Source organism: Cnuella takakiae, from assembly GCF_001953305.1.
GTDB classification, from domain to species: domain Bacteria; phylum Bacteroidota; class Bacteroidia; order Chitinophagales; family Chitinophagaceae; genus Flavisolibacter; species Flavisolibacter takakiae.
Genome location: NZ_MTFE01000010.1, coordinates 2,376,594 through 2,390,475 on the forward strand (window position 1 = coordinate 2,376,594; position 13,882 = coordinate 2,390,475).

10 protein-coding genes and 1 other RNA gene are annotated in these 13,882 nt (G+C 48.7%); 7 read left to right on the forward strand and 4 right to left on the reverse strand.

All coding sequences use genetic code 11. The features are described from left to right. The first annotated feature begins 65 nt into the window (after window positions 1-65). The 3 genes from BUE76_RS10415 to BUE76_RS10425 are packed head-to-tail and all read left to right on the forward strand — an operon-like array spanning window position 66 to window position 5,644. Window positions 66-1,112 (forward strand): DUF3667 domain-containing protein, encoded by a 1,047-nt coding sequence (locus BUE76_RS10415; protein ID WP_073045882.1) that lies wholly within the window; start codon window positions 66-68, stop codon window positions 1,110-1,112. A gap of 3 nt (window positions 1,113-1,115) precedes the next feature. Beyond that, window positions 1,116-1,886 (forward strand): nucleoside triphosphate pyrophosphohydrolase, encoded by a 771-nt coding sequence (gene mazG, locus BUE76_RS10420; RefSeq protein ID WP_073045885.1) that lies wholly within the window; start codon window positions 1,116-1,118, stop codon window positions 1,884-1,886. Further along, window positions 1,883-5,644, forward strand: a complete 3,762-nt coding sequence (locus BUE76_RS10425; protein WP_083596635.1) for a sensor histidine kinase — start codon at window positions 1,883-1,885, stop codon at window positions 5,642-5,644. The genes mazG and BUE76_RS10425 overlap by 4 nt, the downstream gene beginning before the upstream one ends. Window positions 5,645-5,669: 25 nt before the next feature. Here the strand turns inward: BUE76_RS10425 and BUE76_RS10430 are convergent, their stop codons facing one another. The 4 genes from BUE76_RS10430 to rplU all read right to left on the reverse strand — a co-directional run bounded on the left by BUE76_RS10430 (window position 5,670) and on the right by rplU (window position 8,607). Continuing rightward, the gene (locus BUE76_RS10430) at window positions 5,670-7,316 is read right to left on the reverse strand and encodes a DNA polymerase/3'-5' exonuclease PolX (RefSeq protein WP_073045887.1); all 1,647 of its coding nucleotides are present in this window, start codon (window positions 7,314-7,316) and stop codon (window positions 5,670-5,672) included. Between the two features lie 189 nt (window positions 7,317-7,505). Beyond that, a complete protein-coding gene (locus BUE76_RS10435) occupies window positions 7,506-7,847 on the reverse strand; it encodes a hypothetical protein (RefSeq protein WP_178371843.1) in 342 nt (113 codons plus the stop codon). A gap of 108 nt (window positions 7,848-7,955) precedes the next feature. After that, the gene (gene rpmA / locus BUE76_RS10440) at window positions 7,956-8,219 is read right to left on the reverse strand and encodes a 50S ribosomal protein L27 (protein WP_073045890.1); all 264 of its coding nucleotides are present in this window, start codon (window positions 8,217-8,219) and stop codon (window positions 7,956-7,958) included. 85 nt (window positions 8,220-8,304) lie between these two features. Continuing rightward, the gene (rplU, locus tag BUE76_RS10445) at window positions 8,305-8,607 is read right to left on the reverse strand and encodes a 50S ribosomal protein L21 (RefSeq protein WP_073045893.1); all 303 of its coding nucleotides are present in this window, start codon (window positions 8,605-8,607) and stop codon (window positions 8,305-8,307) included. Between the two features lie 298 nt (window positions 8,608-8,905). Between rplU and BUE76_RS10450 the strand changes: the two genes are divergently transcribed. From BUE76_RS10450 to ssrA, 4 genes are all read left to right on the forward strand, one after another. Continuing rightward, the gene (locus BUE76_RS10450) at window positions 8,906-10,399 is read left to right on the forward strand and encodes a GH3 auxin-responsive promoter family protein (protein WP_073045895.1); all 1,494 of its coding nucleotides are present in this window, start codon (window positions 8,906-8,908) and stop codon (window positions 10,397-10,399) included. A 96-nt stretch (window positions 10,400-10,495) separates the two neighbouring features. Then, window positions 10,496-11,665 (forward strand): 1-deoxy-D-xylulose-5-phosphate reductoisomerase, encoded by a 1,170-nt coding sequence (locus BUE76_RS10455; protein ID WP_073045898.1) that lies wholly within the window; start codon window positions 10,496-10,498, stop codon window positions 11,663-11,665. A 215-nt stretch (window positions 11,666-11,880) separates the two neighbouring features. Next, the gene (gene rseP, locus BUE76_RS10460) at window positions 11,881-13,230 is read left to right on the forward strand and encodes an RIP metalloprotease RseP (protein WP_073045901.1); all 1,350 of its coding nucleotides are present in this window, start codon (window positions 11,881-11,883) and stop codon (window positions 13,228-13,230) included. Between the two features lie 235 nt (window positions 13,231-13,465). Beyond that, window positions 13,466-13,837, forward strand: a transfer-messenger RNA (tmRNA) gene (gene ssrA, locus BUE76_RS10465). Window positions 13,838-13,882: the final 45 nt, after the last annotated feature.

A 13,882-nucleotide genomic window follows, 5' to 3' on the forward strand; every position in this document is an offset into this window, starting at 1 on the left:
AGGTCCTATTTTTAACAAAAATCTACTACGTGTCGCATCAACCAGAACGAGCCGAGAAAAACTGTATGAATTGTGGAACCACTGTTGCCGGCAGGTATTGCCAGCAATGTGGCCAGGAGAATGTGGTCAGCCACATGCATTTTTTTGCGCTTACACAGCATTTTGTTTTTGATATCTTTCATTTCGACGGCAAGTTCTTCGATACGCTCCGCTACCTGCTGTTCAGACCTGGCTATGTGCCAGCGCAGTTTATGGCTGGCAGGCGGATCAGCTACCTGGACCCCGTGCGGATGTATCTGTTTACTTCAGCCCTCTTCTTCCTGTTTTTCTACACCATTGCCAAAACAGACAATTTTGGTCAAATCACCGGTCAGAATGAACTCTCCAAGGCAGAACGGTTTGATTTTGCCTCGCGTTATTTGGCAGACGGCCGTAAGACTGTTTCCGATACCGGATTGCAACCACTGAATATTCTCATCGATAGTAATTACATCGTGATCACTGATTTTGGCAATAATGCCTTTGTGCCGGTAGACTCTGTTTACCCGTACCAGTGGCAACAGGATGGAAAAAAGTTTGCTGCCCGCAAAGTGGGTAAGGATTCGGATTTGCAGTTGGAGAGTAAATCCGAGTGGCTGGAACAGGGCCTCAAAGGAAAATGGAAAAAATATAAATCCAAATTTGACGGCGACACGGAAGCCATGATCAGCGACTTTTCAAACAAGCTGGTACACCGCTTTCCCTACCTGCTTTTTCTTTCCCTTCCGTTTTTTGCAGCCATCCTGAAGTTGCTGTACCGCCGCAAAAAACAACTGTTCTATTTCGATCATGCCGTGTTCACCCTCTATCATTACGTCTTTAGTTTTATCCTGCTGCTCCTGGTATTTGCCTCTTATGGGCTGGAGGAACGTACCGGCCTGGGTATTTTTTCCTGGCTCACCACGTTTTTGGTACTGGCATGGCCGGTTCACCTGCTATTTGCCATGAAAAGATTTTATGTACAGGGTTGGGGCCGCACGGTCACTAAATTTGTGCTGCTGAACATTATGGGATTGATGGTATTGTTGCTGTTGTTCCTGTTTTTCCTCTTCTATTCTGTTTATACAATTTAACTTATGCAAACCCAAAGCGGAACCTTCGAGCGCTTGGTAACCATCATGAACGAACTGCGCGAGCAGTGCCCCTGGGACCGGAAGCAAACCATTCATACCCTGCGGCAGATGACCCTTGAGGAAACCTACGAACTGACGGATGCCATTACCGAAAGCGACTGGCAGGGCATCCGCGAAGAACTGGGCGACCTGATGCTGCACCTGTTGTTTTACTCCAAAATAGGCACCGAGCAGGGGCAGTTTACCCTCGATGATGTGATCAATGGTGTATGTGAAAAACTGATTGCAAGACATCCACATATTTACGGCGATGTAAAAGTGGAAAACGATGAAGATGTAAAACGCAACTGGGAGCAGATCAAGTTACAGGAAGGCAAGAAATCGGTGCTGAGCGGCGTACCCAAAACTGCACCCGCCCTGATCAAGGCCATGCGCCTTCAGGAAAAAGCAAAGCAGGTAGGCTTTGAATGGGAAAACAAAGACCAGGTGTGGGAAAAGGTAAAAGAGGAAGAAGCTGAACTCCAGGAAGCCATCGAAAGTGAGGACCCTGTTAAAGTAGAAGAGGAGTTTGGGGACCTGTTGTTTTCGTTGGTAAACTTTGCACGATTTTTGAAAGTGGACGCCGAAAACGCCCTCGAAGTCACCAATAAGAAATTCATCCACCGCTTTTCCCTGATGGAAGCCCTCGCCAATAAACGCGGTAAGCCCCTGAACGAACTGAGTCTTGCGGAAATGGACGACATCTGGAACGAGATCAAACGCCAAAAAGATTGACTGCACCCAACTTTAGAAAGCTGATCCCCAAACACAGCCTGCTGCTTTCGGCCCTGCTGTTGCTGGGGATTTCTTTTGTCACCGGATTCCTGTTCCGCTCATCGCCCGTGGCCAACCTGGAAGAAAAGGCCCTGGAGCGCTACCTGCACCGCCAGGAAGCCGACTTCAACAAATTCCTGACAGACACTCCCATGCTGCGACGCCTGGTGCAGCAAAATGAACCGTTCAAGAACTTTGAGCAACTGACCGCCCGGAAGTATGGCATATACCTTTATGCCGAAACCCTTTTTGGCCAGGACCTCATTTTTTGGAACAGCAACCAGGTGATGCCGGATAGCCAGGCCCTGAAAGCACCGGAAGGCGTTTTTTTCCAGCGCTTTTCCAACGGGTATTACGTGGTGCGCAAACAAAACCTGCAGCTACCCGGCATGACCAACAGGGTGCAGGCTTATGCACTCATTCCCATTTACTACCTCCACAACAACCGTTCCCGCTATCTTACTACCCGTTTTGCCCACGACGAGCATGCTCATCAAAAGATCAACCTGAGCATGGAGCAAACGCCATTCGCAGTGGCCAGCCTCGACAAAAAGCCGCTGTTCTACATCCTGCGCAAACCCTATACGCCTACTCCATCAGCCGATACGCTTAGTTTTTTACTTCGGATGACGGCCCTGCTCTTATTTGCCATTTACCTGCACCTGATAGCAGAAGGCGTGGTACGCCGCAAGGGCGCCCTGCGCGGGGTGGGCCTGCTGGTGGGGAGCTTGCTGGTGTTAAGGGTACTGGTGTTTTTACTGCCCGAATTTTTCCATGTCCAGCAGTTCCGGCTTTTTAGTCCCGGGGTGTATGGCTCCAACTGGCTCCATCCCACTTTAGGCGATCTCTTGCTCAATGCTGCCGTGTTTTGTTGGATGGTACTATTTGCATGGTACCAGACAGGTGCGGTCAAGCATTTGCCCGGCTGGCTGCATGGCAAACGGAAATATTTTGCGGGCGGACTTGCACTCTTTGTATTGATACTGGCCACCTTTCAAATGGCCGATGTGGTAAGAACCTTGGTGTCGGATTCAACGATTTCTTTCCAGGTAAACGATTTTTTTACTTTGGACAGTTTTACCGTTGTAGGCTTTGTGGTGCTGGCGCTCCTTAGCTTGGGTTATTACTATTTTTCACGCCTGCTTTTTCGCTTTATATTCCCGGCATTCGAAAAGCGCTTTTACCTTATCTACTTTATCATCGGGCTTGCGGGGCTGCTTTATTTAAGCCTGCTTACGGGCAATCCCATCGTGCTGTTCCAGATACCGGTTTTGTTATGGCTCCTGGTTTACACTTTCCTGGTATGCCAGCAGCAATTTATCATCAACCGGTTCCGCATTACGCTTGCAGGAGTGTTGTTTTGGATCTTTGTGTTTTCAGCATCGCTTTCACTGATTGTGTTGCAGGAAAACAGGATAAAGGAGGAGCAATGGAAAACCAAACTTGCCGAGCAGCAAGACCAAAAGTCCGACCCCTCGCAGGAACGTACTTTAAGCATCGGCCTTATTTACCTGGACAACGAGTTCTTCCTCAAAAATTTTGACCGCTTTCGCCAGCCCGCGTCTAACAGGTTGCTGCGGGACAGCATCACCAGGGAGAACTCTTTTACCACCTACCTGAAGGCTTATGCTACCCAGCTGTATGTGTTTGATTCGGCTCAAAACGGACTGTTTAATGATGACGGGAAAACTTTTGCCGAACTGAACAATGTATATACCAACCGGAGCAAGCCCACACAGATCACCAACCTGTATTACCACGAACCTTCCTACGACCAGGTGATTTATCTTACCAAGCGGGAGGTGCAGGATTCGGGCCGCAATGTAGGCACGGTGTTTATCGTCAGTACGCCCACTAATTTCACCGGCGAAACCTTTTTGCCCGAGTTGTTCAGCAATGTTGGCCGCAACGATATCGAGAGCTCACCGGTTTATGCCTATGCTGTTTATCAAAAAGGCATCCTGCAATCGCAACAAACTAAGTATCCCTTTAAAACTTCGCTTACCTACAGGGATGTGCCCACGCAATCTTTTGAAACCCGTAGCAATGGCGAGTATGATGAATTGTGGTACAAGGTAAGCGGTACCAAGATCGTGGTGATTACCAAAAAGCGTGACCGTTTCCTGGAGAGCATCACCCTGTTTTCTTACCTCTTTTGTTCCTTCCTCTTTATGGTGGCCCTGCTGCACCTGTTGGCCTTGCTGCTCCGTGCAGCCTATGGCTGGAAAATCGTTTCTCTTTTTTCGGAAATCAGCATCCGCTCGCAGGTACATGGTACCATCATCTTTGTGAGCCTGTTGTCATTTTTAATTATTGGTGCCGCCACCATTACTTTTTTCGTTCAGCGGTACAACCGGAATAACATCGATAAGATCAGCCGTACTTCGGGCATTGTGATGCGCGAAATGCAAAACCGTATCCGCAACCTGGGTAGCCTGCAGAATGCATTTACCGTGGGCGATTCGGCGGCATCGCAAGACCTGCAACGATTGGTAAACGAAGTGGCACAAATCCATTTTTTGGATGTAAACCTGTATGATGTGCAGGGCGAGTTGCGCTACAGCTCTATTGAAGAAGTGTACAAACGAGGTGTGCTCAGTACGAAGATGCAGCCGCTTGCTTTTTATCACCTCAACCGGATGCGGCAGGCGCAGTTTGTACAAGAGGAAGATATCAGCGAACTGAAATACCTCAGTTATTATGCAGCCGTTCAGGAACCCGAAAGCGGCGAAGTTTTGGCTTACCTCAACATTCCTTACTTCACTTCGCAAATAGACCTGCAACAGGAGATTTCAAACTTCCTGGTGACCATCATCAACCTTAATGCTTTTATCTTCCTGATATCCGGTATCATCGCTTTGTTCATCACCAACCGCATCACGCGGTCATTTTCAGTTATTGGTGATAAGATGCGTGCAATACAGCTAGGGCGAACCAACGAAGAAATTGTTTGGAACCGCAAGGACGAAATAGGTGAACTGGTGGTGCAATACAACAAGATGGTGCACCAGTTGGAAGCTTCTGCGGCTGCACTTGCCAAAAGCGAAAGGGAAGGGGCCTGGCGTGAGATGGCACGGCAGGTGGCCCATGAAATCAAGAACCCGCTAACCCCCATGAAGCTTAGCATCCAGTACCTGCAAAAAGCCATCAACAGCGACCAGCCCAATGTACAGGAGCTAACCGAACGGGTAGCCGGTACCCTGGTAGAACAGATCGATCACCTGTCGAAGATCGCAGCCGATTTCTCGCGCTTTGCCAATATTGGCAACCAGCAGGTAGAGCGTTTTGACCTGCACGATGTGTTGGAATCGGTAGTGCAGTTGTACCGTGCCAATCCAAAGCTCAAATTGCTGTGGCGACCTGTACCCGCACCTGTTTGGATAGATGCCGACAAGACGCATATCAACCGCCTTTTTGCCAACCTCTTTTCAAATGCGGTGGAAGCCTGCAACAGCAATGAGGAATGCATCATCAAACTGGAAGAAGCTCTGGAAGAAAATAAAATATTGATTCGCGTAAAAGACAATGGCGAGGGCATCCCGGTGGGGATGCAGGACAAAATCTTTGTACCCAATTTTACTACCAAGAGTTCAGGTACCGGTTTGGGACTTGCCATGAGCAAGGGCATTGTAGAGCAAGCCGGTGGCCGCATCTGGTTTGAAACAGGCGAAGGTGCAGGAACTACTTTCTTTGTGGAGTTGCCTATGTCTGATTACTGATTACTCATCACTTATCATTCACCACTCACTTCCCCAGCCAGGCTTCAAATTTAGCCCTGCTAAACGAACTGATATTGTTTGCCGCAGTGAGTCCTCCTTTCTGAGCTACGAGCACGCCATATTTGATATTGGCAAAATCGTCCAAGGAGTGCGCATCGGGATTTACCGAAAGCAATACGCCTTTTTCAAGTGCATATGCAATCCAGCGCCAGTCCATGTCCAGCCGTTCAGGCGCAGCGTTAATTTCAATGGCCACATGGTGGGCAGCACAGGCATCAATGATGGCTTTATGATCAATAGGATAGGAGGGGCGGCGCAGGAGCCTGCGACCGGTGAGGTGGCCCATGATGTGAACATGCGGGTTGGTAATGGCGCCCATCAGCCTTTGCATGGCTTTGTCTTCTTCCATGTCCAGGTTGCTGTGGATGCTGGCAATCACCAGGTCGAAGGAGGCCAGCACCTCATCGCTATAGTCCATGGTGCCGTCAGCAAGGATATCACATTCAATGCTTTTAAAAATCCGGAATGGCGCCAGTTGTTTATTCAGGTCATCAATCAGTTTGTGTTGCTGTTTGATGCGTTCTTCGCTCAGCCCATTGGCATAAAATGCTGCCTTGCTGTGATCGGAAATAACGAGGTATTCAAACCCACGCCGAATGAGTTCATGGGCCATCTCTTCCAAAGTATGTGCGCCATCGCTCCAGTTGCTGTGCGAATGGATCAGTCCTTTGATCTGGCTGGTTTGTAACAATCCGGAAGCATCAAAATTGGTTTGTTCAATGATGCTTTTGCGTTCCCGCAAATAAGCTGGTATAAAAGGTTTTTGTGATGCTTCAAAGATGGTAGTTTCGGAAGCTTGTGCATCTAAGCCATGTGCTGCTTGCCACGCTTCCAGGAACTCTGTACTGCTGCTGGTTTGAAAAAGAATGGTGCCGAAGTTGTCGTTAGTTGCCTGGTGAAACGAAAGCACAAAACCCTCTTCTGTTTGCATCACCAGTTTCGTCCCGGTATCTTCCTGCAGTCGCAACCCCATTCGTTGCAGGTGGGAGCGTAGTTCGTCCTTATCTATGGTAACTACCCACTCCAGTTGGTCGATCACTTCAAGTTGGCGGCGGTAAGCTCCGGTAGGTTCTACCTGGGCTGCAGGAAATGCTTCTTTCAATTTAAGCGTAAAGGCTTCCATAAAAGCCTCCGTTTGGGCATAAAGGAACTTACCCTTACTTTCCTTAATAAAGTTGATAGAGCCCAGGATCTTTTCCTGTGTTTTGACGCCAAAGCCTTTTTGCGTAGCAATATTGTTGCTGGCACAGGCTGCTTCCAATGCTTCAATGGTGCTGATATGGAGGTCCTTCCAAAGCGTGTTGATCTTTTTGGGTCCCAGTCCTTTGATGTTCATCATCTCCAGCACGCCTGCAGGTGTTTGCTGGATCAGTTCTTTCAGCACATCCATCTCGCCTGTTTGCAGCAGCTGGACGATTTTCTGGCCTACGCTTTCGCCAATGCCTTTGATGGCAAACAGTTGCTTTGGTTCAATTGCAGAAAGGTCTACCTTTAGCTTCTCGATGGTAAAGGCTGCCGACGCATAGCTCTTTGATTTGAATGCATTCTCCCCATGTATGTCCATCAGTTTTGCCAACAGCGAAAACTGTTCTGCGATCGCGTAGTTATCCATGCAGCGAAGATAGGACAAGGGGATTTCGGATGTTGGAATGCAAGCTTCCATTGGTGTATATGACCCGGATAATTCTGAAAGCATTGTGCTATCAAGCAGCGCACACAGATATTGTAAGCCCTGTTCTTCACCAGTAAAAAAAAAGTCCCGGCCGAAGCCAGGACTTTATAAAAAAGATCATTGAAGTAATTACTTCGAACCCTTTCCAGCCTTTGCTTTAGCAGCAGTGGCTTTCTTAGCGGGAGCAGCCTTTTTTGCTACTGCCTTTTTAGCAGGCGCAGCTTTCTTAGCGGCGGCCTTCTTTACAGGGGCAGCTTTTTTGGCTACGGTCTTTTTAGCAGCAGCTTTTTTAGCAGGAGCAGCAGCCTTTTTGGCTACCGTCTTCTTAGCAGCGGCTTTCTTGGCGGGAGCAGCTTTTTTAGCTACGGTTTTCTTAGCGGCGGCTTTCTTTGCAGGAGCAGCAGCCTTCTTAGCCGTAGCTTTTTTTGCGGGTGCAGCTTTCTTAGCCGCAGCCTTTTTTGCAGTTGCCATAATGAGTAGAATTTAATGGTTAGAAAAAAAACTTTTCCGGGTAAAAATAGTTTAACTATTTCTATCCGGAAAAGTTTTTTGCAACCATCATGCCACGAAGGCAGCTACTCAAGCAGTAACAGCAGGTGTAACCGAAACGTAAGTGCGATCGTTTCTTCCTTTGCGGAATTCAACTGTGCCATCGGTAAGAGCGAACAGGGTCCAGTCTTTACCTACGCCTACGTTTTTACCAGGATGGTAAACAGTACCACGCTGACGTACGAGAATGTTGCCATTAACAGCGGGTTGACCGCCAAAGATTTTAACGCCCAGACGCTTGCTTTGCGAGTCGCGGCCGTTCTTTACACTACCTTCACCTTTCTTGTGTGCCATGGTATGTGGAGTTTATTAGTTCTGAGTTAATAGTGGATAGTTGGTACAACAGCAAGATGTTTGTGTCTTGCAGCCGTTACAACAATTAAGCAATATCAGCAATGCGGATTCTGCTGAAGAGGGTGCGGTGACCTTTCTTCTTACGGAAACCTTTACGACGTTTTTGCTTGTAAGCAATTACTTTATCGCCCTGAACATGGTCAAGGATTTCGGCCTGTACTTTCACGCTTACAGCGTTGCCTACGGACAGGTTGCCGTCGGCATCAGCCAGCAATACGTCAGAAAATTCTATTTTGTCACCAGCGTTGCCACCTACGTGAGGCACGTACAAAGTCTGGTCTTTTTCCACCTTAAACTGCTGGCCGGCTATTTTTACTACTGCGAACATAACGGTTCAAAAATTAGGACGGCAAAAGTACAGGAAAGTTTGAAACCTACCAACAAAATGTTGTTTTTAGGAAATTCTTGGCGGTGGTAAGTTTAGGGTTTGGAAACGCCGAAATGGAATCCGCCTTTGCCGGTTGCGGCAAATGTAGTTAAACACGCCGCAGCCAGCGCATTTTGCGGCCACCTTTACGGCTTCTTTCGGGCCGGCCTGAACCGCCATCCCAAATCCCAATTCCGAAATCGGCATCCCTTTTCTGAAATCCCAAATCGCTTACCTTGCAACCCAACTAAAGAATGAAATGAAGGTTAAATCATTGCTGGCCAAGCCGCTGGCTTATTATGTGCATGCGCATATCCGCAAAAGCATGCATACTGCCGTGGCTGACCAGGAGGCCATATTGAAAAAACTCCTTGCCGCCGCTGCCCAAACCGAGTTTGGCAAAGACCACAACTTTGGTTCGCTGCATAGCCACAACGAGTTCAGACAGGCTGTGCCAATACGCGATTACGAGCAGATCAAACCTTATATCAACAAGGTAAAAGAAGGCAAGCACAATATCCTATGGAAAGGCAAGCCCATTTATTTTGCCAAAACATCGGGTACTACCAGCGGCGTCAAATATATACCCATCACCAAGGATTCTATTCCCAACCATATCAATTCGGCCCGTAATGCCCTGCTTTGCTATATGGCCGAAACCGGCAACAGCAGTTTTGCCGATGGCAAAATGATCTTTTTGTCCGGCTCGCCCGAACTGGAGCGCATTGCCGATATACCAACAGGCCGCCTGAGTGGTATTGTTAACCATCATATTCCCAGCTACCTGCGTACCAACCAGCTTCCCAGTTACCCTACCAATTGTATTGAAGACTGGGAAACCAAGCTGGATAAAATCATTGAAGAAACCATCAGCAAGGACATGCGGCTTATAAGCGGCATTCCGCCATGGATGCAGATGTATTTCGACCGGTTGGCAGAGCGCTCCGGAAAAAAGGTTGGCCAGTTATTTCCCAACTTCTCCGTGCTGGTACATGGCGGAGTAAACTTTCAGCCTTACTCCGCACGCCTTTTTGAAACCATCGGCCGTAAGGTGGATGCCATCGAAACCTTCCCGGCTTCGGAAGGCTTTTTTGCTTTCCAGGATACCCAGGATGGCGAAGGACTTTTGCTCAATACCGACAGTGGCATCTTCTTCGAGTTTGTTCCGGCAGGAGAAATTTTCAACGAAAACCCAACCCGGCTTTCGCTGCGCGATGTAAAAGTGGGCGAGAACTACGCCCTCATCATCAACAGCAATGCAGGCCTGTGGGGGTACAATATTGGCGATACCATCAAGTTTGTGTCGGTAGATCCTTACCGCATTGTGGTATCGGGCCGCATCAAACACTTTATATCCGCTTTTGGCGAACATGTGATAGGCGAGGAGGTAGAACATAGCCTGCTGAAGGCAGCCCGCGATCAAGGCGTTCAGATCACCGAATTTACAGTGGCGCCCATGGTTGAGCAGGGCAAGGGCAAGAGCTACCACGAATGGTTTATTGAATTTGACGAGGTGCCGGCCAACCTGCAGGCCTTTGCCGACAGCGTAAATGAAAACCTCCGCCAGAAAAATATTTACTACGACGACCTTATTCGTGGCAGTATCCTGCTGCCGCTCCGGATTTCGGTAGTACGCAAAAACGGATTTATCGATTACATGAAATCGATCGGTAAGTTGGGTGGTCAGAACAAAGTGCCCCGCCTGAGCAATGACCGCAAGATTGCGGATGAACTGAAACCTTGGACTATGTAGGTTTGGAGTTGGGTGTTTGGGGTTGGGTGTTGTTTAACTCCTAACCCCAAACTCCCAACCCCTAACTCAAACTTCCCTTACTTTGCGCTACTAATCATGAATCAATCCGGATCAACAAAACGCATCGCCATATTTGGTTCCACCGGCTCCATAGGTACACAGGCGCTTGAGGTGATTGAGGCCAATTTAGGCCTGTTCACCGCCGAGGTGCTTACTGCCAACAGCAATGCCGAACTGCTCATTGAGCAGGCTTTGAAGTTTCAACCCAATATTGTTGTTATTGGCGATGATAACCGCTATGCCGAAGTGCGCGATGCTTTGAAAAATACCGATGCCAAGGTTTTTGCAGGCGAAAAGGCATTGGAAGAAGTGGCCAGCATGGACTGCTACGACCTGATGCTGGCAGCCATTGTAGGCTATGCAGGGCTGAAGCCTACCCTGAATGCCCTGAATGCCGGCAAGCCTATTGCCCTGGCCAATAAGGAAACCCTGGTGGTAGCCGGCGATATTGTAATGCGCACCGCTTACGAAAAGCGGGTGCCCGTGATCCCGGTAGATTCGGAACACTCGGCCATTTTCCAATGCCTGGTAGGCGAGGTGCGCAATCCCATTGAAAAGATCATCCTGACGGCATCGGGTGGGCCTTTTTTAGGGAAAAAGCCAAACTTCCTGGTCAATGTGCGCCGCGACCATGCCCTCCAGCATCCCAACTGGAGCATGGGTGCCAAGATCACCATTGACTCGGCTACCCTGATGAACAAGGGCCTTGAAATGATCGAGGCCAAATGGCTCTTCAACCTGCAGCCCGACCAGATTGAGGTGGTGATCCATCCCCAAAGCATCATCCACAGCATGGTGCAGTTCCAGGACGGCAGCATCAAGGCACAAATGGGGCTCCCCGATATGAAGCTGCCCATTCAGTACGCGATGGCTTTCCCACGGCGTGTTGCCAACGACTTTCCGCGCTTGGATTTCCGTAAAACCCGCACCCTCACTTTTGAAGAGCCCGATGTACGCACCTTCCGCAACCTGGCCCTAGCCATGGAGGCACTCAACAAAGGCGGCAACCTTCCCTGTATCATGAACGCGGCCAACGAGATAGCGGTGTATGCCTTTCTGCGCAACAAGATCGGGTTCCTGGAAATGACCGATGTAATTGAGAAGACCATGGAAAAAGTGAGCTTTCTGCAGCAGCCTTCGCTGGAGGAGTATTATGAAAGCGATGGTGAAGCCCGCAACTACGCTGCGGACCTGATCCAGCTCTGAGGCTCCTTAAATCTGGGTTAAAGCCCGGGTGTAAAGCCGCGCACCTCCAATTCCTATGGTACCTAAGCTTAAATTGCAAGGCAGGCGCCCATAAAAGCTACAAATACAATAACTACTGCTATCGCAGTGATTAATGTTTTGTTTGCAAAGGTTTGCCTGAACCCTTATTCTAACTAAGATATTCACCCCTGCCACCCGCAGGGCATCAAGAAACTATGGTTTTATTAGCTGTAAACTGGTCGGCTTTTTTTGCCAATGTGGGCCAATTCATTCTTTCCTTTTCTATCCTGGTAGTGCTGCACGAACTGGGGCATTTTCTGCCGGCTAAATGGTTCGGCTGCCGCGTAGAAAAGTTCTATCTGTTTTTCAATCCCTGGTTTTCGCTTTGGAAAAAGAAGGTGGGCGAAACCGAGTATGGTTTGGGATGGGTGCCCCTTGGCGGTTATGTAAAGATCTCGGGGATGATTGACGAGAGCATGGACAAGGAGCAATTGAACCGGCCCGCAGAATCCTGGGAGTTCAGGAGCAAACCGGCCTGGCAGCGCCTCATCATCATGCTGGGAGGTGTTACCGTCAACTTCATCCTGGCACTGGTGCTTTTTGCCATGATCCTTTTTGTTTGGGGCGAGGAACGTTTACCCATGCAAAGCCTGAAATACGGCATTGCAACCGATTCGCTGGCAACAGCTGTTGGCCTCCGTGATGGCGATCAGATCAAGGCACTCAATGGTAAGCCGGTACAGTACTACGGAGATTTTATGAAGGACTTGGCATACAGCGAAGCCGTACAGCTTACGGTAAACCGCAATGGCGCAGATACCACGGTACATTTTCCTGAAGGCACGGTAAGGCAGCTTACCAAAAACCAGTTGCGCGGTTTTGTTACCCCCCGTATTCCTATTATCGTTGACAGCGTAAGCAGTGAAATAAAAACGAATTCCGGCGAGTTGAAAAAGGGTGACCGTATTGTAGCCCTGAACGGTCAGCCCACAGGTTACTTCGACGACTTCAACGAAACAAAATTGCAGTACAAGGGCAAGCCCATTACGCTCAGCGTGCTGCGCGGCACCGACACTGCCCGGGTAGGCGTTACCGTAAAAGAAGATGGGTCAATTGGATTCTTTCCCGTTGGTCCCGCTAAATTGTTTGCAACAGAAAAGAAAGATTATTCTTTTGTGGAAGCCATTCCTGCAGGTGCCAACTATGGCGTAGAGCGGCTGGGTGAGTATGTAAATGGCATTCGCCTCCTGTTTACTTCTAAAGAGCATAAGGTGAGCGACAACCTGGGCTCGGTGATTTCCATTGGTAAGACCTTTGGAGGCGCCTGGGACTGGCAGCGTTTCTGGACCATGACTGCACTATTTTCCATTATCCTGGCATTCATGAATATCCTGCCCATTCCGGCACTGGATGGTGGCCATGCGCTGTTTACACTTGCCGAAATGATTACCGGCCGCAAACCCAGCGACAAATTCATGGAATATGCCCAGATGGCGGGTATGGTGTTGCTGCTGGGCCTGATGCTTTATGCCTTTGGCCTGGACATCTGGCGGTTGATCAGGTAAACCTTGTATAAACTTTGTCGAAGCTTGTAAATGAAACTGCCATCTCTTAAAAGGGTGGCAGTTTTATTTACAGCAATTGCTACTTAAAGCCTGTTTGACACTTGCTGCTATTTACTACTTGGCGGCGCACCAATTTTAAGAAAAACAAAACCGTCTGTTGGTGTCATTTTCGCTATTTTCGCAGTTCGGGTCAGGATAAATCTTATATCCGGCTTGTGCCTTATCAACTTCCTTTGGGGGTGTTTGGCTTTGACAGCATAGATCTTTGAGCGTGTAAGCATGTCGAGCGTTGGATAATTAGCTCGTAAATCTGAATACCCAAACTCTAAATGGCGAATCTAACTTTGCCATGGCTGCCTAATCAGTGATTAAGTAGTCATTAGGGCCGCCGCACAGGTTTGCCTTTTACCAAGTGCCGCCGCCGACTCAAAACAAATAAAGGTTGCTGCAAGGGAAGGCTGTGACCCTTGCTTAAGACCATCCAGCTAAGTATTGCATTGGTTTGTTCCGTTCCTGTGCAGTGCCGACAAACAATTCGGAAATAAACATGTAGAAAGCGTTTGAATATCATGTTTGGACAGCGGTTCGACTCCGCTCACCTCCACTTGGGCGGACTTTGTCCGCCCTTTCTTTTTTATCTACTATCAGGAGC

Bases quoted from the DNA above. Each gene is read 5' to 3' on its own strand.
- BUE76_RS10415 (WP_073045882.1), top strand. From the start codon at position 66: ATGAATTGTGGAACCACTGTTGCCGGCAGGTATTGCCAGCAATGTGGC.
- mazG (WP_073045885.1), top strand. From the start codon at position 1,116: ATGCAAACCCAAAGCGGAACCTTCGAGCGCTTGGTAACCATCATGAAC.
- BUE76_RS10430 (WP_073045887.1), bottom strand. From the start codon at position 7,316: ATGGATAACTACGCGATCGCAGAACAGTTTTCGCTGTTGGCAAAACTG.
- BUE76_RS10435 (WP_178371843.1), bottom strand. From the start codon at position 7,847: ATGGCAACTGCAAAAAAGGCTGCGGCTAAGAAAGCTGCACCCGCAAAA.
- rpmA (WP_073045890.1), bottom strand. From the start codon at position 8,219: ATGGCACACAAGAAAGGTGAAGGTAGTGTAAAGAACGGCCGCGACTCG.
- rplU (WP_073045893.1), bottom strand. From the start codon at position 8,607: ATGTTCGCAGTAGTAAAAATAGCCGGCCAGCAGTTTAAGGTGGAAAAA.
- BUE76_RS10450 (WP_073045895.1), top strand. From the start codon at position 8,906: ATGAAGGTTAAATCATTGCTGGCCAAGCCGCTGGCTTATTATGTGCAT.
- BUE76_RS10455 (WP_073045898.1), top strand. From the start codon at position 10,496: ATGAATCAATCCGGATCAACAAAACGCATCGCCATATTTGGTTCCACC.
- rseP (WP_073045901.1), top strand. From the start codon at position 11,881: ATGGTTTTATTAGCTGTAAACTGGTCGGCTTTTTTTGCCAATGTGGGC.